Genomic DNA, 18162 nt, shown 5'->3' with positions numbered 1-18162 from the left:
TATCACTCCTTCTTAAAAATCTCTGTTACCAGTTCATCAGGCCGTAGCCCTTAATGCTTTGATAATTCAGGTCATAACTTTTAATCTTGCAGGCATCGCCGGAATTTCCCTCCACGGTATAAACACGGCTGCCATCCGTACCGATCACGATACCTACATGGTCTGCTGTCCCATCCAAATCCCAGTCAAAGAAAATTGCATCTCCGGGAGCCAGATTGTTATAGCCTCTTGCGCCCCACTGTCCATGAGACTGGAACCACGGAACGCCCTGCCACTCACAGCCTGCAAAGCGCGGTTCACTTTTTCCTGCCTGGTTATAGCACCAGGATACGAAGCAGGCGCACCATTCCACGCGGCTGTCAAAGCCATACCAGCTCCAATAAGGATAGCCGCCCACATTGCCCACCTGACGCTTGGCCAGTTCCACCAGCTGAGGATTGCCGGGGCGGGTACCGTTAATGAACTGCACACCGGACAGATCTTCCGAGCCGCTGGTATCAGGGGAGCCGCCGCCAAACAACAGCGGCTTATTGCCCATGGTCTGCCGGTAGACCTGATACATTTTCATCTGCTCCGGGGTCAGAAGTTCCGACACCACAGCGGAAATGGGCTTGCTGGCGAGTTTCACATTCAAAATGTAATACTCATAGGGAACTTCTTCTGAGGTGGTCTCACCGGTCTCCGGGTCGGTGGAGGTCTCCGTGCGGTAGCGAATCTCCACTTCCTCAGTAAGCGTCAGCTGATACTGTGCTGCAAACACACGCGCCAGCTCTGCCTGAGCGCTCTGCCGGGTGTAGCCTTGCAAGACGGCAGAGAGAAATGCTGCCAGCTCATGAGGGTCATGGCCGATCATACCAAGGTCATAGCGATACTCGTCATACCCTGGGTGACTGCTTTCTATGTTGTCGATTTCCTCCTGCAACTGGGCTTCTCTGGCTGCATAATCTGCCTCCACCGCCAGCATTTCCGGGTCATCCGACGGATAAGTGGTACCGGAGAGAACGGAACCGATGCTCTGCGCCATCATGGAGCAGGAGGACATGGTATTCATCAGCATACAGGTAATGAGGAACAAAACCCCTGCCATCAGGAAACCCTTCTTGTGGCGCATGACGAATGCCCCTGCCTGCTGTGCCTTTTCTTTTACCGTCCTTGCGGCTTTTCCTGTTTTGGATGCAGCCTGGGCGGTATTTCCAGCAGTCTGACCGGCATGTTTGGCGGCGGCATACTGCTTTTTGATGGCCTGCTTTTGCTGCCAGCGGGAAAGTGGATTGCTGGCAAACTGGGGATTTTCCTGCAAAGATTTCTGGTACAGAACATTTACATTTGCCTTTTCCAGTTGGCGCTCTGCCTGTGCTGCTTTGCGGTACGGCTTCAGCTTGTGGCTGCGATAGCCCTCCCGCACCAGATAAGCGCCGGTCTCCACCGCTTCCTCGGACTTGTGGGCGCTTTCCACGCCCACATTGTCCTGTTCTGTTTCCCGGATCTCTTTGTGGAGCTTGCCCGCAACCAGATGGACGGGAGCTTCCTTGACCCCTTGAGAAAGTTTGGAGGGTGGCTTTTTCTTGTCCTCAAAGGTCAGCTTCGAGGTCTTTTTTCCGGTATCCGGGTCGATGACCGTCTGCCTGACCTTTTTCTTTGGGATATTGGCCTGCGCCATATCTGCTCTGGCCGCAGCTTTCTCCGCTTTACGGATCGGCTTTTCCAGTGCAGGGTCAGACCGTTCCTCATCAGTAAAGCGCAGGCGCGGCTCCTTATTCAAACCATTCTCCCAGCATGAGGGAGGACATCATGTAGTGCAGCTCTGCATAAATGGCCATTCCCACAGGATCGTTGAACATACAACCGGACAGGTAGGCGTAAAACTGTGCCACCACATCGGACAGGATCTTTGCTTCGGTTCCTTCCAGAACCAGACCGCCCATACCTTCCTTGGCACGGATGGCACTCCAGACCTCTGCCAAACGGAGCAGCCCCACCTGACCGGTCTCATTCAGTTCGGCTGTCTGATCTGCCGCCGTGCGGCACTCACTTACCGCATCGGCCATGACTGTAAGAAGCTGGCTGCGCTGGGCATTTACCGCCCTGTCAAAAAACATCAGCGGGTTTTTGTTCAAAATGTTGGGGTTCATTATCATTCATCCTCCTTCTTTTTCAGTTCCTGGGGTTTGGTGGTCATAATGCGGTACAGCTCGGTATTCTTCGGGAAGTGGTCCACGAAAGGCAGAATTGTGGAGCCATAGAACAGCAGGCCCTCGCCCTCACCGGAGTGGGTCACATAGCTAAGCTGGTGTGTGGAAATGCCCAGCTGCTTGGCGAGAATCTGGCGGTCTCCGCCTGCCTGGTTGAGCATATACACGAAGTCGGAGTTTTCAAAGATGTTCTCTACCTCGCGGCTGCTCAAAAGGTCTTTGACATTCTGGGTGATACCTGTCGGGATTCCGCCCCATTTTCGGAATCGCTTCCAGATTTCCACTGTATAGGCAGCGGTCTGTTCCTCCTTCAAAAGCAGGTGCATCTCGTCGATGTAGTAACGGGTGGACTTGTGGGCAGCGCGGTTAATGGTAACGCGGTTCCACACCTGATCCTGTACCACCAGCATACCGATTTTCTTGAGCTGCTTGCCCAGTTCCTTGATGTCATAGCAGACAATGCGGTTGTTGATGTCCACATTGCTCTGGTGGTTGAACACATTGAGGGAGCCGGTTACATAGATTTCAAGGGCTGTAGCGATATACTGGGCTTCCTTTTCCTCCTGTTCCCGAAGCAGGTTATATAGGTCCTCCAGTATGGGCATATTCTCCGGGCGCGGGTCATTGAGGTAAGTCTGATAGACCAGACGCACACAGCGGTCGATGATGGTTTTCTGCACCGGCTGCAAGCCCTCCTTACCGCCCACAATCAGCTCACATAAGCTGAGGATAAAATCAGACTTGAGGGACAGCGGGCTTTCATCATCCGAGTAGTCCAGGTTCAGGTCCATCGGATTGATGTAGTTGGTGGAGGTAGGCGAGATCTTGATGACCTGCCCATGCAGACGTTCAACAAGAGGTGCGTACTCCGCTTCCGGGTCACAGATAATGACATCATCACTGGTAAGCAAAAAGCAGTTGGCGATTTCTCGTTTTGCGCTGAAGGACTTACCGGAACCCGGCGTACCCAAAATCAAGCCGTTGGGGTTTTTCAGCAGCTTTCGATCCACCATGATGAGGTTGTTGGACAGGGCGTTGATGCCGTAGTACAGAGCCTCTTTGCCGTTCTGGAATAATTCCTGTGTGGTGAACGGTACAAAGATAGCCGTAGAACTGGTGGTCAGTCCTCGCTGGATCTCGATCTGATTGAGTCCCAGGGGCAGACAGCTCATCAGCCCTTCTTCCTGCTGAAAGTCCAACCTGGTCAGCTGACAGTTATACTTCTGGGCAATGGAGCCTGCCTGGAAAATGTTGTTGCCAAGCTGACGGGGATTGTCCGCTGTGTTCAGCACCAGAAAGGTCAAAAGGAACATTCTCTCGTTGCGGCTCTGCAAATCCTGCAAAAGTTTTTTCGCTTCACTGCCGTAAGTAGCAAGGTCAGATGGAATGATGTCCATGTCGTATCCGGCGCGGACTGCTTTTTTCTGTTCCTCGATCTTACTGCGGTCCAGGTCGGTAATCTTGCGCTTTATCGTTTTGATGGCTTTCACCTGATCCACCGACTGAATGTGCATACTCACAATGAGCGAACTTTCCATATCCAGAAAATCAGCCAGCAGACGGTCATTCAGCTCCGGTGCGAGAATCTGCAAAAAAGAAACAGCCCCGTATTTCTTGCCCATACGGAACTGCTTGCCGGTGCGGAACTCAAAGGAACTTGGTGCAATAAAATCCTTTGTGGACAGACCGGAAGGAGCCAGCCAGTCCCATTCAAACTGAAACGGGAGTTGTTCATCCATGTGGAATACCGCATGAAGCTGAGAAAGCCTTTCTTTACCGTCCAGCGTTCTGGCAGCTACACCAAGACGCTTGAAGTTATTAAGTATATCGGTCTCAATACGCTCCAGACGGGGCTTGGCGGCTTTGATGCTGTCTGCGTCGATACCAAAGGTCAGGTATTTGGTCTTGATGAGGCCGTTGTTACCTCTGGCCAGCTGATTTTGCAGCATTGTGGTATATTCCTCGCGGATACTGTCAAAGGCATCCCTCTGGGGCGGGATGGAAATGGAGTTAGCAAAGGTCTCCTCCGATGCCGCAAGGTTCAAAAAAGACAGCTGGAAATGAATCGAGCTGTCAAAATAATTGAGGAAATCACACCAACCCTCAAAGATTGCCGTCTTATCTTCGTTTTGGGAGAGCTGATAGTTGATGTCCTGAAACTGAATGGTCTTTGTGTAGTGGCTGTCCGATACGCGGCAGATTCCGTCCGGCCACATCCGTTCATAAGGGATACTGTCCTGCGCAGATTTTCCTTTTTTGTCCGTGCGGTTGGCGCGGACAATGGCCGCGTCGATCTGCTTCTTATCGGCGCGGGACAGCTTTTTCTTTGTCTTTACCGGCTGCACAGTTTTTTCCTCGGTTTTCCCGAACATCCGATGCAGCCATTTTTTTATTGCGGTGAACAATGTCATACACCTCCTTATCGAGCATTTCCTGCCGCTTTAATACGGCATAAAAGTTATTGGTCTGGTAGGGACGCTGCTTGGGACGGATCACAGCTACTTTGAGAATGTTGCCCACGATCTTTTCCAGGGGCTGTCCATGCTTTTCGTACATAGCCAGCATAAAGAAGGGCAGCATAACCAGCATCATACACATAGCCGCTACACTGTTTCCGGTAGGTTTTCTGAGCAAAAAGAAAAGCGGTACGCCAATAAGCGCTCCGCCCGTGAAGCAGATAAGCTGCCGCTTGGTCAGATTGAACATGACCTTTGTTTTGACTTTTGTTAAGTCCTTGGGTACGGGTACATAAGCCAATGTGGAAACCTCCTTCCGTTTTAGTGCGCCTGAAAGACTGATTTGGCGAGACTGCCGGTTTTGAACAGCGTAAAACATAGCAGTACGGTGTAGCCCACGCAGCTCCAGATTGCCATGATGATGTCATCTTCCAGAGCGATGTTCTGCACCAGCACAGCATAAATTGCCACGCAGACGATAATGAGAAACGCCTGAAAGCCCAGCGCCAGCAGGGATCGGAGGTAATTCTGTCCCATACCGCCCCATTCTTTGCCCATCATTGCAGCCATTGGAACGGGAGCCACCGAAGTCACAAGGTAGATCTCGATCATACGGCCATAAATAACGATAAAGATACAGATATACAACGCCCACATGGTAATGCCAATAAAGAGGGATTGGAACCACAGTCCGAACAGCGGTCCCAAATCCATTTCCATCAGCCTCGGTTCCAGATCGGTCATAACTGAGGAAATGTCAATGGACGCATCCGAATTGATAATCCCTGCCGCCTGCGCCACTACGCTCTGCGCCATATCAAAGACGCCCATCACGATATTCCATGTGTTTGTGACAATGAGGATGGCGGCAGCTGATTTGAACACCCACTTGAAAATCATCCAGGTATCCACATCATGCAGGTTGTTCTTGTCTGCAATCATCTGGATCAGGTCTACGGTCATCACGATAGCCAGAATCACACCTGCAATCGGCACCATGATGGAGTTGGACAGATTCTCAATCATGCTGAAAATACTGCCATTCCATCCCTGTGGGGTCTGGCCTACCTGTACGGATATATCCGCGACCTGCTGATTTACACTGTCAAACATCCCCGAAAGGTTGCTCATAATACCGCCCACCAGCATTTCTTTCAGCCAATTTGTCAGGGCTTCAAGTAAGAAATCCATACGGTGTCAACCTCCTTTCCGCCGCCCCCGCAAAGCTGCGGGAGCGGCAAGGATTTCATACGGAGACGCTTAGACAGAGAACAGCCCGGAGAGCAGAGGTACAAGGACCATGCCGACTACGGCTACACCAGCACCGGCCATGAGCTGTTTTATCCCCAATTAGGTGTAAAACTCTGCTCGATGGCGGGCGGCGGCGTACAAAAATCTATATGGTGTTTTTAAGAGAACCGTCCCGGCGGGACAGGTCAGGCAGTGACCTGTTCCACCTCCGGGATGGGTTTGAGATTAAAATGAATTTCGATAGAAATGTGTCTTGTTTTATCTTCGTCAATGCGCTCATGCACGACGATTTCTTTGATTAAGCGGTTGAGGGTAGCTGCGTCCAGCTCTGTGATGTTGGCGTATTCCTGAATGGCTTCCACCCATTGTTTTGCGTCATTGGCAAGCTGGACTTCATCGGACAGCCGCTTTCTGCCCTCGGACACTTTTGTTTTAAGCTCCGTCTGCTCGGTCTGTGTCTTTTCCAGCATGGTGTTGAAATTCTGTTCACTGATACGCCCTGCAATCATATCCTCATAAAGCCGCATTACCATTTTGTCCAGAACCTCAATCCGTTCCTCGTCCCTTGTGAGGGAGCGTTCCATTGCTTCCCGCTGTTCCCGCTGCTCGGCTTCACAGGTATTGGTCAGGCGGTCGGCAACCGCTTCCCCGTCCATCAGGGCAGCTCTGGCACATTCCCGGATTTTCCGCAGCACATGGCTGTAAAGGGTGTCATAGTCAATCCGATGCTGGGTGCAGTGGTTCTTTCCAAAGGCATTGTAGGTCTTGCAGGAATAAATCTGCTGGGGATGTTTTGCGTTTGTGTAGCGTACCGTCAGCGACTTCCCACACTCGCCGCATTTTATCAGTCCGGCAAACAGGCTGATTTCATTGGTCTGCCCCGGACGCTGGCGGGATTTCAGCTTATTCTGCACAATGTCAAAGCTCATGCGGTCAATCAGCGGTTCATGCTGCCCCTCCACCACAATCCAGTCCTCCGGCTTCTTTTCCCCAATCGTGCCGATTTTGAAACGGTAGTCCTTTTTCTGGGAAGCAATCGCCCCAGTGTAGACGGGATTCATCAAAAGGTCTTTGATAACGGAGAAGTCCCACATATACCGCCCGTTTTCCGGGTCCTTCTTTTCCCATTTGGTGCGGGTATTGCGAAGCCCCCGTTCCCGGTTCCACCATGTGGGGCAGGGGATTTTTTCTTCCTCCAGCCGTCTGCGGATATAGTTCGGACCATGACCGTTCAGGGCATATCCGAAAATCAGCCGCACAATCGGGGCGGTTTCCTCGTCAATGAGCAGATGGTTTTTGTCCTCCGGGTCTTTCCGATACCCAAACGGGGCAAGACACCCGGTAAACTGTCCTTTCTGTGCTTTCAGAAGATAAGAGGAATGGACTTTCTTGGAAATATCCTTACTGTACATCTCGTTCAGGATATTCTTGAACGGGGCAATATCGTTGTTATCACGCAGGGTGTCGATACCGTCATTCATGGCGATATAGCGGACACCGTTTCTTGGGAAAAAGTCCTCAATCAAATGCCCGGTTTGCAGATAGTTCCGCCCCAGTCGGCTGAGGTCTTTCGTGATGACAAGGTTGATTTGCCTGCGCTCAATGGCTCTCAACATTCTCTGTAAATCAGGACGCTCCATATTAAGACCTGTGAAACCATCGTCCTGATAGACTGCCACAACCTCCCATCCCTGCTTTTCGCAGTATTTTTCCAGCATATCCCGCTGGTTGGCGATACTGGCACTTTCGCCTTGCAGGTCATCGTCCTTTGACAGCCTGCAATAGACCGCTGCACGATAGCCCCCGGCAAGTGCCTTTCCGATTGTTCTGTATTCCATTTCGTTCATCATAGCCATTTACCCACACAATCCAGACGGTATCTGGCTCTTTTGAACCTCATCTTCATTATAGCCTATATCTCTCTTTTTAGCAAGATATTCTTTTGTATTTGTTTTTCCGTATTTCTGGGAAATCAGGCTGACGAACACATCAGTGGCGTCAAGCTCCCCGTCAAATACAGTGGTCACATGAATCTCTGTTTTGTTTTTTGCCATAGGCAGTTATCCTCCATACATGAAAATAGCCAGACAGAGGGTATCGGCAACGAAGTCCGGCAACGGGCTTCAAAAGACCTTGCAAACAATCTCAATCTGGCGATGGTTACTATTTATACTTTTCTTTTATTTTTCTGTTGTTTTGGTTGTTATAAAGGAGAAAAGCCCAGAAATAAGGGATTTTCCCCGGCAACCGGCTCGGCAACGGGATAGCAACAGGGGGTGCAACGGGCTGTCATTTTCAGAATGGAAGCTCCATCTGTTCTGTGACCTCCACAAAGCCATCCATTGCTTTTTCAGACGGGTTGCATAAGTCCGTTGCCGGGTTTTCACGCTCCCAGCCCTTTTGTCTGCCATATTCTGAAAACATTCTTGGGTTCGGGAAGTACCGCCAGCGGTCAATGCATTGGTTCATAATCTCGTTGATTTCCCGTATTTCCCATTGCTTCGGCTCGTCAAAGGCATGGTTCAAGGCTTCCTTGTAGAGCTGCTTGGAGCAGACCATGCTCCCGGTGTACCTATCAAGATACGCCTGTATCATTCCGGCTTTGGTGTCCTCCGGCATAAAATCCCGCTGGTGTTCTTTGAGATACCGCTGCATGTCGGGGCTGAAAGCCAGCTTGAACCTGCCGCTTCGGTAAATCTCCATTGCTTCTGCCCACATCTGCTCGATATAGGCTCTGGAAGCAGTTTCGTCCTCCAAAATGTGAACCTCGGCTTGCTCCGGGTAAACCATGACGGGGATAAAGCGGCGATTGCCGGAACGGTCAAGGGGCAGGAAGTCAAGAGCATTGGAAGTGCCGCCAAACACGCACTGACGGGGGCGGTCTGCCGGGTGGGTTTCATAAGGTATCTTGTAAACCTCTTTCTGCCGGCTTAAAAACGATTTGATTTCCTCAATGCTCTTGGCGTTGGCGGTTGCCATCATTTCCGACATTTCAATAATCCAGTGACCTTGCAGCTTGCGGTACACATTGTCATCGTCCAGCTTCCGCAAATCATCGGAGAACCACTCGTCCCGGACTGCCAGCAGGCGGAAGAAGGTGGACTTGCCAGCCCCCTGACCGCCTACCAGACAGAGCATGATTTCAAACTTGCACCCCGGCTGAAAGGCTCGTGAGATTGCACCCAGCAGGAACAGCTTCAACGCTTCATAGGTGTAATCGTCTGCGTCAGCCCCCAGAAAGTGCCGCAGGCAGAAACGGATTCGCTCTGTCCCGTCCCACACAAGGGTATTGAGATAGTCCCGGATGGGATGGTACTTGTTTTCATTCGCCACAATCCCGATGGCGTTATCAATCTTTTTCTCATTGGTAAGCCCGTAGGTTTCTTCCAGATAGAGAAGCAGATACTTCATGTCCGTATCGTTCAGGGCGGTGCTTTCTCTGTGAAAACCGATGGGCTTTATGATGTCCTTGCGGTCGGTCAGGATGTTGTATGCGATAGCCCCGGAAAGCAGAGGGTCACGCTGGAATACGGTCAGGCAGTTCCGTATGCTCTGACGGACACCGCCTTTCTCGGTAGTTTCCAGCCCCGCCTTGATTTCCTCAATGCTCTGGGGCGGCTGCATGGCGTTCATGGTGTTTTTTAGTTCTTGCTGCGTTTGCGGCTGCAAGCTCTGCCATTCGCTGTTCAAGCTGTATCACATCCTTTCCGTAGTCCGTAATCAAAGCCGCTTTTTCCTCCGTTTCCCCAAAGAGCAGCACATCCAGCAGATATTCCACTTGGTCTTGCTTCTGTAAGGCTTCCACAAACCGGGGATGAAAGGCTTCCTCCGGGGAGTGCGGGGCATATTCCTTTCTCCATGCCCGGAGCAGGTGGAGATAATCGGCAAGGATACGGAAGCAACGGTTTTTTGCTTCCTGAAACTGTTCCTCCGGGGATTTCTGCCGGTGCTTGGGCTTTTTTGCCTTTCCCGGCGGCTTCCAGTCCTCATAGGAAAGCCCGAAGTCCTGTGCCAGCTGTACGGCGGCTTCTTTCTTTCCCAGCCCATACAGGGTGGCGGCAAAATCAATCACATCTCCATCTGCACCGCAGCCGAAGCAGTGGTAACGCCGATCCAGCTTCATGCTTGGGGTCTTATCGTGATGGAACGGGCAGCAAGCCATCCCATTCCTGTTTACATGGATTCCATAATGCTCCGCAGCCTGTCTTGTTGTGGCGGACTGCTTCACAGCTTCAAATACATTCAAATCTATCCCTCCTTAAAAAGAAAAAAGCACCTGACATTCTCTGATTGAAAATGGCAAGTGCCTGTTAAAGTTCCATATCCTGTTGTTTGTGTTTCGCCTGTGCTGGGACAGTTCTTTGGGCTTTCTTTTCATCTGCCTTATCCTGCAAGGCTTCCTTGATAGGCTGCTTCTTGGGCGGCTCTTTGCTTTCCTCTGTGCCAGGGGTGGCTTTCCGTACCCAGTAGCGGATGTCCCGCAGCTTCTTCAAATCCTCCTGTACCTCGGTCAGCGGTACTTTCAGCTCTGTGATTTCTTCCAAAAGCGTTTCCTGCTCCTGTTGCAGTTTCTTTTGGGTGCTGTCCTTATCATCCGGGTGCTTGGCAAGGTAGGCAGCGGCTTTCTCATACCGGGCAACCTCCGGGTGTTCCAGCTTGAATTTCTCCTTAGTTTTCTTAAAAAATATCTTCCGGTACTTCTCATAGACAGGCTCACATTCCTTGCAGGCTGTCCGGGCAGCAAGAATCCCGTCAATCACTTTGCTGCGGGCTTCCTTGGGCTTCATCTGATTGCGGTAATCTGCGGCTGATTTCCCGGAAGATTCCAGAAATGCTTCTAAATCCTCCACAGTGGAAAGTCCCTTTTGCCGGAGATAGGACAGGGCTTCACTGACTGCCTTTAAGTCCTGTGAAGTCCCCCGGTTCTGTCCAGCCCTTGTCCAGTCCTTCCGTTCTTCCTTGCGTATCTCCAGATACTTCATCAGCAGATTGGGAAGAAGTGTCGCTTCCTCCGCCGCTTTTTGTGCAAGCAGCTCTTTCCGTTTTTCGCCCAGCTCGGTAATCCAGCCTTTGAGGTTTTGGATAAGCTGCCGGATGGACTTCATCAGGCGGTTGGCGGCTCTGATTTCCCGGTTCAGGTTGCCGATATTCGTCTGGATACCACGCTTTTCCATCTGCCGGACAGCAGCCCCCTCATGGACAGTAGGGACAATATCAAGCCCCTGTCTGGCATAGGAACGCAAGTCTACACGCTCCGGGCGGTCATTGGCTTCCAGATAGCGGTTCTGGATGACCTCCCATTCATGCCGCCAGATTTCACAATACTTCTGGTCGTTCCAGTCAACCGTATCCTCCTTGTGGCTTTTCCACCTGCCGGACGGAAGTTTTATCCGTTCCCCGCTTTCATCAAGGTCATAAACCTTGCGGCTCTTGGGGAGCCATTTCCCATGTTCGTCCATCGCCCGCATGGTCAGCATGACATGAGCGTGAGGGTTTCCGTCCCCTTTGTCATGAATGGCAAAATCCACGCACATTCCTTTGGAAACAAACTGCTGCTGGCAAAACTCCCGGACAAGGACAGCGTACTGGTCAGGCGGGATCTCTCTGGGGATGGTAAGCACCCACCGCCTTGCAAGCTGGGAGTTCCATTGCTTCTCCACCGCTTCGACAGCGTTCCATAAAGTATTGCGGTCTGCATACTCCGGCGGGGCATTTGCCGGAAGCAGGATTTCATTGTGGACGATACCACGCTTTTCCGGGTAGTGCTTCACTTGCTGGTCGTATTCACAGAACAGCTTTTCGCCACTCTGGTAAGCAGCGGCGGCAACCGCAGACTGCCGCTGGCTGCGCTGCACAATAGAGATTTCGTTGTGTGGACAGGGCATTTCGTGTTCCTCCTTTCGGTAATTGGTGGATGGGGTGGCGTTTTACCACCTCATTTTGGGCAGAAAAAAAGCAGGAGACCTTTTTCAGATTTCCTGCTTGGTGTGCCGCTGTATGGGCGGCGGGTATTTAGTTGTAAAAGTTCGGGACAAGTTGACCCGATGTGTAGGGAATGAAAAACTGGAAATTATTTTTCTTTGCATTTTATACCGTAATTTCCCCTACTACCATTTTCGTAGCCCCGATATATTTCATATCTTTTTCCATTTATCTCCACTTCGTCATCGTTAATAAATGTATAAGACTCGCCATTTTCTTCACAATATTTTGAAATTGCTTCCATAGTTTTTGCAAGAGTTGGGTAATTGGTACTATCCTCATAAGGAACCCAAAAAGCCTTTTTAAACATATAAAATACCTCCTTCTAATTTGTTGCTGTCTTTATTATACTGCATTGCCTATCGAAAAGATAGTATATTTTATAAAACTTGTCGGCTGGGAACAGCTTGCAAGGCAAGGTGTTCCTAGATGGCAAGTCCACAAAAGGGTAGCTGGCGGCAGCCAGCGCAGGGGAAGCGTAGTGTCCCCTGTATGATTTGGAGCAGACCATGACTGCGGAAAATCACAGCCCTCCGGCGAGGAGCCTTCGGAGAACGCAATGCACCATCCTCTGGGTGGTGTATAATTGCGCCCTTAGTAAACTAAGGGGTTTCCGGCTTCTCCCGTTCCAGCAGTTTCTTCAATAGTTCCTGCGTGTCCTGCCTGTGAAAAATGAGTTTCAACAACAGCATGACATCATCATCGGTCAGGCGTTCCGGCTCTTGCAGAAAACTTTCCAGCATACCACCACGAGTGCAGAGCCGGTGTGTCCGTTCCTTTCGGGTAAGCTGTTTCAACTGGTGCTGCAATGCCTTTTCATCATTGATAGCTTTCCGCAGTTTCTTTTCGCTTTTCTCCAACTCCCGGTTTAGCTTTTCCAGCTTTGAGGTATCAGGCAAGGGCAGCGTCCTCCTTTCCCGGTATCAGCACATAAATCCTGTTTGGTTCTCCAATGCCCTGACGCACCCGCATGATAAGTCCGGCAGTTTCCAGTTCATTCAGAGAACGCTTGACCGTCATGGGGCTGCGGGACAGGACTGCGGCAATGGCTGTGACAGGGAAGCAGACAAACAGGATTCCGTTTTCGTCCTCCTGCCCTTTGGAGAGCATAGCGTCCAGCATCCGGCAGTACATGACCTTTGCAGTGCTGCTGACTGGAAATCCTGTCAACGCTCTGGGCAATGGCATACAGGGCGGCAAGGGTGTGTCTATCGTCATAAATTCAAAATTCATTCGGTGTGTTCCTCCTTTTTCTTTGCTCGTTTGGATAAATAACGGGGGCAGTCAATCACAACCGCCCGGAAGCTCTGCTTGCACCCATGCTGGCATTTCCGGCATAATTCGTTGTAAGTGACACGCCCCTGGTCATTGAGGTAAAAGGAAAGCTCCTGCTTCCGCTTTTTGCTCATTCTCGGCATATTGCGCTTCCTCCCGTTTTCGTGTATGGTTTCGGGGCGATTTTCGGCAAAATTACGGTCATAGAGCCGCTTAAAATCTCCCGAAGTATCAGCGATAGGGTAGACTATCCCCCTGTCAGATTGTCGTGTTTCGGTATCATTTCGGTGTCAGTTCGCCAGTTCTCCCCGGTGTCGTTCCTCCCCTGAATCTCACAGCGGCGTATCGCTCCCGTTGGTACGCTCGTTTCGGTCAGGGTTCCTCCACATCCCTGCCAAAAGTCATGGCGCTACATCGCCGGGGAAGCATATCCCACACAGGCTGGTCATTCGATTGGAATAATCCATCGATGAACTACCTGTATCATAGAACATTTTTGTGCCCTGTGCCGTATGTCCACAAAGTAGGAATTAGGGGTAAAAATCAGAAATTTCCACGATTGCGGAAAGTGTGATATAATCCAGATAAGCGGCAGCAATGAAACCATTGGAAAGGAGCGTGCGCCCATGAAAGGAGCAACAAGCATACAGGAACGCCTTTGGGAACTCCGCAAGGACAAAGGCTTAAATCTGGAAGAACTATCAAAGCTGACAGGCATTTCCAAATCAGCTCTTGGAAGTTATGAAAAAGAGGATTTTAAGGAAATCAATCATGGCAACCTTATCACGCTGGCAGACTTCTATGGGGTCTCTGTTGATTATCTACTGTGCCGGATAGAGAACAGGGAGCAGATCAACACACCATTGACGGAGTTGCATTTGAATGATGAGATGGTGGCACTGCTGAAAAGCGGTCGGATTAACAACCGTCTGCTCTGTGAGCTTGCTACACATAAAGATTTTATCAAGTTTCTTGCAGACATTGAGATTTATGTGGACGGGATTGCTACCATGCAGATTCAAAACCTCAATGCACTTGTCGATACCGTCCGGCATGAAATCATTGAACGGTATCGCCCAGGCGAAGATGACCCGCATTTGAAAGTGCTGCAAGCCGCCCATATCAGTGATGATGAGTATTTCAGTCACATGGTTCTGGATGACCTCAACCTGATTATCCGGGATATTCGGGAAGCCCACAAAAAGGACAGTGAGAGTGCGCCCCAGACCACCGTTGCCGATGAATTGAAAGAAAATCTCGAAGCAGTCGAAAATTTCAAGGGCAGCCGGGATGAAAAGCTGGTTGTCCTTTACTGCAAGCAGCTCGGTATCAACTATAAAAATCTGTCAGACGAAGAATTTCGCTGGCTGATTCGGATTCTCAAAAAATCAAAGAAAATGGGAACGCCTATCAGCCAGAGGAAAAAACGGTAAAAAAAACCGCTGTTGCATGGTTGGGGTGCCTTCCATGTAGCAGCGGTTCTTGCTGTGGTTATTATTTCATTCGTTTTCTTAATATCCGGCGATAATTTGTTTCTCCCTTTGGTGCGTCCTGTATAATTTCCAACACACCATCTTCAAGCATTTTATCAATGCGATTAGAAATCCATACATCACTAATTCCAAGTTGATATTTTCCTAAAACATTACCTATAACAATAGCCATTTTGAATTGCTCTGGCTGTTCCGCAATTTCACGAAGAATGAAACTATCATATATATCTTCTGAAACACTTTGCAATTTACCATTTAGCATTGCACGCAAAGGTGCATTTTCATTTTGAAGTTGATTCCATTTCATAGCACAAGCTGAAAGAAATACAGGCTTAGCTTTTTCTTGTAGAGTTATATATTTTCTCCATTCGCCAGGAGAAACCTCACCCCATGCTATTTTGGATGTCATAGTATTTTCTTTTCCATATTCCCAGGCAGGTAACTTAACCAAATAAATTGTTGTCTGACAGTTTAATGGTCGAAGTTGTTTCATAAGCCAGTACATACCGCAAAGTTCATCCGGATTATAGCTATACCAAATACGAACTTCTTCCCCAGCTACATATCGTTCAATAACCGAAGACAATGTAGTTTTAATTTTCTGTATTTTTTCTTCAACCTGATAGTCTAAATCCTCTACAAACCAGACAGACAGCATTTTCTTGAGAACATTTTTCCGCTGTTCGCCAATTCCATTATCAGAAATATCTCCCACACTAAGAGCCATATCAAAACAATAAACATCACTGCTCTTGCCTCCCAATGGAATAGCATTCTCCCAAGCAATATGTTCTTGTTCCTGTGCTTGAATTTGTGCTTCTTTCATTTCATCTGAAGATGGAACACTCCCATCTTCGTGCCTCATAAAGACCGAAACTGCACTTCCTCTATACTTTCCCTTACCGTAAGTTTGGGCAATTTTCAAACTTCCACAGGCACTTTCACCAAATACAATTTCAATCATCTTATATACCTCCGATTTAATTACTCCCGTATGAATAAATTATATCATGCAAAACAATTTCTTCTGCCCGGTTGTGAATGTTATTACAACGCTGCACCCATTCCATTTGTTGAGTTCGCTTCAATTCCTCTGTCACGCCCTCGGTGGCTTTCATCTGCTCCATGATAGTGTCTAACCGTTCCTGTGCCTGTTCGTTCAGGTCTGCAAGATATGTCCACAATTCTCCGGTCAGTATCAATGTATTCAATCTGGCTGGGTGGACTTCCCTTAAATATTCCCGGTGCATCCGTCCGTACTTTCCGATAGGGCGGTGTTCCTCCGGCAGTTTCAAGTCCGGGATGTAGTAATCTCCGACAAGGATATAATCAATTCCGTTTTCCGTTATTCTTGGTTTCAATTCTCTCATGTTCCTTACCTCCTGTGGAAGCAGGCTCGTCTGGTACTAACTCAATCACATCGGTAATCTCACAATTCAGCGTTTCGCAGATACGGGCTAATGTATCCATGCTGATGTGCTTTCCCTCTTTGCTCATGTTGGCAATCATATTCGTTGTCATACCGGCGGCAAGCCTTAAATCTTCTTTTCTCATATCACGCTCTAACAGTGTATGCCAGAGCGGTTTATAGCTGATGTGCATATTGTTTTCCTGCCTTCCTATCTATACCACCGGGGCGGCTGCCCCGGCAGGAACTTTTCTCTTATTATAGCACCAATCTTGTGTAATCACAATTTATTCTTGTATCCTGCCGCTGATACCGTCTGGATTGTGTTTTTCCTTTCTTTTTGTTCCCTTTAATTAGCCATGAACTGCTTCATGCCCTGGCTCTTTGCTTATGTGTGATAAAGAAGTAATAGAAGTGTAAAAAATTTTGCCGTTCCTATCCGGCACATGAGGTATGTCGGATAGGTCGGGCGGTTAGGTGTCGGGCAGTTCTACCTTGCCGACAAAAGAATAATAGATTTCGATTTCCTGTCTGCGTAACTTGCCCCGGCGTTTCCCGTCAAGGGCAACGCTTTCATGGACAACGATTTTCTCCACAAACTCCCGCAGCAGAGTAGGGGTAAGTTCTTCAATGGTAGTGTGCCTGCGTACCACATTCATAAACTTTTCAGCGTTTGCGGTGGCTTCCTGCGCTTTGGAAAGTTCTTCCCGCAGTCTGGCGGCACGTTCTTTCAGTTCTTTCTGCTCGGCTTCATAGTCTGCCGACAGCTCTGTGAAACGCTCGTCCGATATGCGCCCGGTTACGCTGTCCTCATACAGCCGCTTGAAGATAGCAGATAACTCGGCTATGCGTTTCTCGGCGGCTTCCAGCTCCTTTTTCTTGGCGGCGTTCCTGCGTCTGTCCCCGTCCTCATTCTGCTCGATTAAAAGCTTCATAAACCGGGCTTCATGCTTTGCCGCATAGCTGGTAACTTTCCGCAGATTGGAGAGTACGCCAGCGGTCAAGAGGTCAGTGCGGATAAAGTGCGCTGTGCAGTCGGCGGTGCGTTTCTTGTAGCTTCCGCAGATATAACAGTCCTGCTTGCGCTTGTCCGTCTGGTATCGCTGCTGGTACATGACGCTGCCGCAGTCGGCACAAAAGAGTATGCCGGAGAACAAGCCCACTTCGTCATAACGGTTGGGGCGTTTGCGCTGCTTGCGTAACTCCTGCACCCGTTCCCACGTTTCCCGGTCAATGATAGGCTCATGGTGGTTCTCAAAAACCGCCTGCTTTTCCGGGGGATTTTCTATGCTGTGTTTCAGCTTGTAGGACGGCTTCTCGGTCTTAAAGTTTACCAGACAGCCCGTATATTCCCGGTTTTCCAGCAGATGAACCACGGTATTGGTCGCCCACTTGCACTCATAGCCGGGGTGGTAGCGGCGGGTGCTGCCCGTCCTGCGGTATTCCAGCGTCCCCGGCGTGGGGATTTGCTGCTCGGTCAGCATACGGGCTATCTTGGTCGGACCGTTCCCGGCAAGGCAAAGGCTGTAAATCTGCCGTACCACCGGGGCGGCTTCCTCGTCAATGATAAAGTTTTCGTCCTCGTCCATGAGGTAGCCATAGACGGGCTTGCTTGTGATGGGCTTTCCGCTCATGCCCTTAGAGCGTTTTACTGCCTTGATTTTCTTGCTCGTATCTCTCACCAGCCATTCGTTAAAAATGTTCCGCAGCGGGGCAAAATCATTTTCCCCCTGTGCGCTGTCCACTCCGTCATTGATAGCGATGAAGCGGACACCTTTCTGTGGGAAAATCATTTCTGTGTACATTCCCACCTGTAAGTAGTTTCGCCCTAACCTCGACATATCCTTGACGATAACTGTCCCGACTTTCCCTGCTTCAATGTCTGCAAGCATGGCTTGAAATCCGGGTCTTTGAAAGTTCGCACCGGAATAACCGTCGTCGGTGTACCAGCGCAGATTAGAAAATCCATTCTGTTTGGCATAGGTTTCCAAAATCCTCTTTTGGTTGGAAATGGAATTGCTCTCGCCTTGCAGCTCGTCCTCATGGGACAGTCTTGGGTAAAGGGCGGTAATGAGTTGCTGGGTGGTCTGTCTTAACATAAATTC

General features: G+C 49.7%; 19 protein-coding genes and 1 pseudogene. 1 reads left to right on the top strand and 19 read right to left on the bottom strand.

Translation table 11 applies throughout. The annotated features are described in order from the left end of the window. Nucleotides 1–25: 25 nt before the first annotated feature. The 15 genes and pseudogenes from DWY63_RS09960 to DWY63_RS09885 form a co-directional block, all read right to left on the bottom strand. On the bottom strand, nucleotides 26–1762 hold the full coding sequence (locus DWY63_RS09960; RefSeq protein WP_117801997.1) for a CHAP domain-containing protein: 1737 nt from the start codon (nucleotides 1760–1762) through the stop codon (nucleotides 26–28). Beyond that, the gene (locus DWY63_RS09955) at nucleotides 1755–2138 is read right to left on the bottom strand and encodes a DUF3851 domain-containing protein (protein ID WP_117801996.1); all 384 of its coding nucleotides are present in this window, start codon (nucleotides 2136–2138) and stop codon (nucleotides 1755–1757) included. Before DWY63_RS09955 ends, DWY63_RS09960 begins: the two co-directional genes overlap by 8 nt. Then, nucleotides 2135–4537, bottom strand: coding sequence for a VirB4-like conjugal transfer ATPase, CD1110 family (locus DWY63_RS09950; protein ID WP_117801995.1), 2403 nt, complete (start codon nucleotides 4535–4537; stop codon nucleotides 2135–2137). Before DWY63_RS09950 ends, DWY63_RS09955 begins: the two co-directional genes overlap by 4 nt. Next, complete coding sequence (locus tag DWY63_RS09945) at nucleotides 4494–4949, bottom strand: PrgI family protein (protein WP_009272665.1); 456 nt, start codon at nucleotides 4947–4949, stop codon at nucleotides 4494–4496. The genes DWY63_RS09950 and DWY63_RS09945 overlap by 44 nt, the downstream gene beginning before the upstream one ends. Nucleotides 4950–4969: 20 nt before the next feature. Continuing rightward, complete coding sequence (locus tag DWY63_RS09940) at nucleotides 4970–5839, bottom strand: VirB6/TrbL-like conjugal transfer protein, CD1112 family (RefSeq protein WP_004797480.1); 870 nt, start codon at nucleotides 5837–5839, stop codon at nucleotides 4970–4972. A 69-nt stretch (nucleotides 5840–5908) separates the two neighbouring features. Beyond that, a pseudogene (locus tag DWY63_RS09935) lies at nucleotides 5909–5995 on the bottom strand (Maff2 family mobile element protein); the annotation flags it as partial. Between the two features lie 89 nt (nucleotides 5996–6084). Further along, complete coding sequence (locus DWY63_RS09930) at nucleotides 6085–7755, bottom strand: recombinase family protein (protein ID WP_117801994.1); 1671 nt, start codon at nucleotides 7753–7755, stop codon at nucleotides 6085–6087. After that, nucleotides 7756–7953 (bottom strand): hypothetical protein, encoded by a 198-nt coding sequence (locus DWY63_RS09925; RefSeq protein WP_117801993.1) that lies wholly within the window; start codon nucleotides 7951–7953, stop codon nucleotides 7756–7758. Between the two features lie 241 nt (nucleotides 7954–8194). Further along, a complete protein-coding gene (locus DWY63_RS09915) occupies nucleotides 8195–9532 on the bottom strand; it encodes a virulence-associated E family protein (RefSeq protein WP_117801992.1) in 1338 nt (445 codons plus the stop codon). Continuing rightward, a complete protein-coding gene (locus tag DWY63_RS09910) occupies nucleotides 9501–10145 on the bottom strand; it encodes a CHC2 zinc finger domain-containing protein (RefSeq protein WP_117801991.1) in 645 nt (214 codons plus the stop codon). Before DWY63_RS09910 ends, DWY63_RS09915 begins: the two co-directional genes overlap by 32 nt. A gap of 64 nt (nucleotides 10146–10209) precedes the next feature. Beyond that, on the bottom strand, nucleotides 10210–11784 hold the full coding sequence (gene mobQ / locus DWY63_RS09905; RefSeq protein ID WP_074925913.1) for a MobQ family relaxase: 1575 nt from the start codon (nucleotides 11782–11784) through the stop codon (nucleotides 10210–10212). A gap of 185 nt (nucleotides 11785–11969) precedes the next feature. After that, nucleotides 11970–12191: a DUF4318 domain-containing protein gene (locus tag DWY63_RS09900; RefSeq protein ID WP_006876003.1), complete on the bottom strand. Its 222-nt coding sequence runs from the start codon at nucleotides 12189–12191 to the stop codon at nucleotides 11970–11972. A gap of 292 nt (nucleotides 12192–12483) precedes the next feature. After that, a complete protein-coding gene (locus DWY63_RS09895) occupies nucleotides 12484–12780 on the bottom strand; it encodes a DUF3847 domain-containing protein (protein WP_002594808.1) in 297 nt (98 codons plus the stop codon). Next, nucleotides 12773–13114, bottom strand: coding sequence for a DeoR family transcriptional regulator (locus DWY63_RS09890; RefSeq protein WP_117801990.1), 342 nt, complete (start codon nucleotides 13112–13114; stop codon nucleotides 12773–12775). The genes DWY63_RS09895 and DWY63_RS09890 overlap by 8 nt, the downstream gene beginning before the upstream one ends. Next, complete coding sequence (locus DWY63_RS09885) at nucleotides 13111–13299, bottom strand: hypothetical protein (RefSeq protein WP_117801989.1); 189 nt, start codon at nucleotides 13297–13299, stop codon at nucleotides 13111–13113. The genes DWY63_RS09890 and DWY63_RS09885 overlap by 4 nt, the downstream gene beginning before the upstream one ends. Nucleotides 13300–13782: 483 nt before the next feature. Between DWY63_RS09885 and DWY63_RS09875 the strand changes: the two genes are divergently transcribed. Further along, nucleotides 13783–14589 carry a helix-turn-helix domain-containing protein gene (locus DWY63_RS09875; RefSeq protein WP_006873172.1) on the top strand — a complete coding sequence of 269 codons (807 nt, stop codon included), beginning with the start codon at nucleotides 13783–13785 and terminating at the stop codon, nucleotides 14587–14589. A gap of 61 nt (nucleotides 14590–14650) precedes the next feature. Here DWY63_RS09875 and DWY63_RS09870 read toward each other — a convergent pair whose 3' ends face one another. From DWY63_RS09870 to DWY63_RS09855, 4 genes are all read right to left on the bottom strand, one after another. Further along, nucleotides 14651–15613: a DUF3658 domain-containing protein gene (locus DWY63_RS09870; protein ID WP_117801988.1), complete on the bottom strand. Its 963-nt coding sequence runs from the start codon at nucleotides 15611–15613 to the stop codon at nucleotides 14651–14653. A gap of 16 nt (nucleotides 15614–15629) precedes the next feature. Continuing rightward, nucleotides 15630–16019, bottom strand: a complete 390-nt coding sequence (locus DWY63_RS09865; protein WP_009296082.1) for a TnpV protein — start codon at nucleotides 16017–16019, stop codon at nucleotides 15630–15632. Next, complete coding sequence (locus DWY63_RS09860) at nucleotides 15979–16251, bottom strand: helix-turn-helix domain-containing protein (RefSeq protein ID WP_002593556.1); 273 nt, start codon at nucleotides 16249–16251, stop codon at nucleotides 15979–15981. Before DWY63_RS09860 ends, DWY63_RS09865 begins: the two co-directional genes overlap by 41 nt. Before the next feature lie 279 nt (nucleotides 16252–16530). After that, nucleotides 16531–18156, bottom strand: a complete 1626-nt coding sequence (locus tag DWY63_RS09855) for a recombinase family protein (protein WP_002594230.1) — start codon at nucleotides 18154–18156, stop codon at nucleotides 16531–16533. Nucleotides 18157–18162: the final 6 nt, after the last annotated feature.

The sequence above is a fragment of the Blautia sp. AF26-2 genome (genome assembly GCF_003460955.1).
GTDB lineage: Bacteria > Bacillota > Clostridia > Lachnospirales > Lachnospiraceae > Fusicatenibacter > Fusicatenibacter saccharivorans.
The sequence above is the reverse complement of the archived record's forward strand: the minus strand, read 5'-3'. Positions and strand labels throughout refer to the sequence as shown.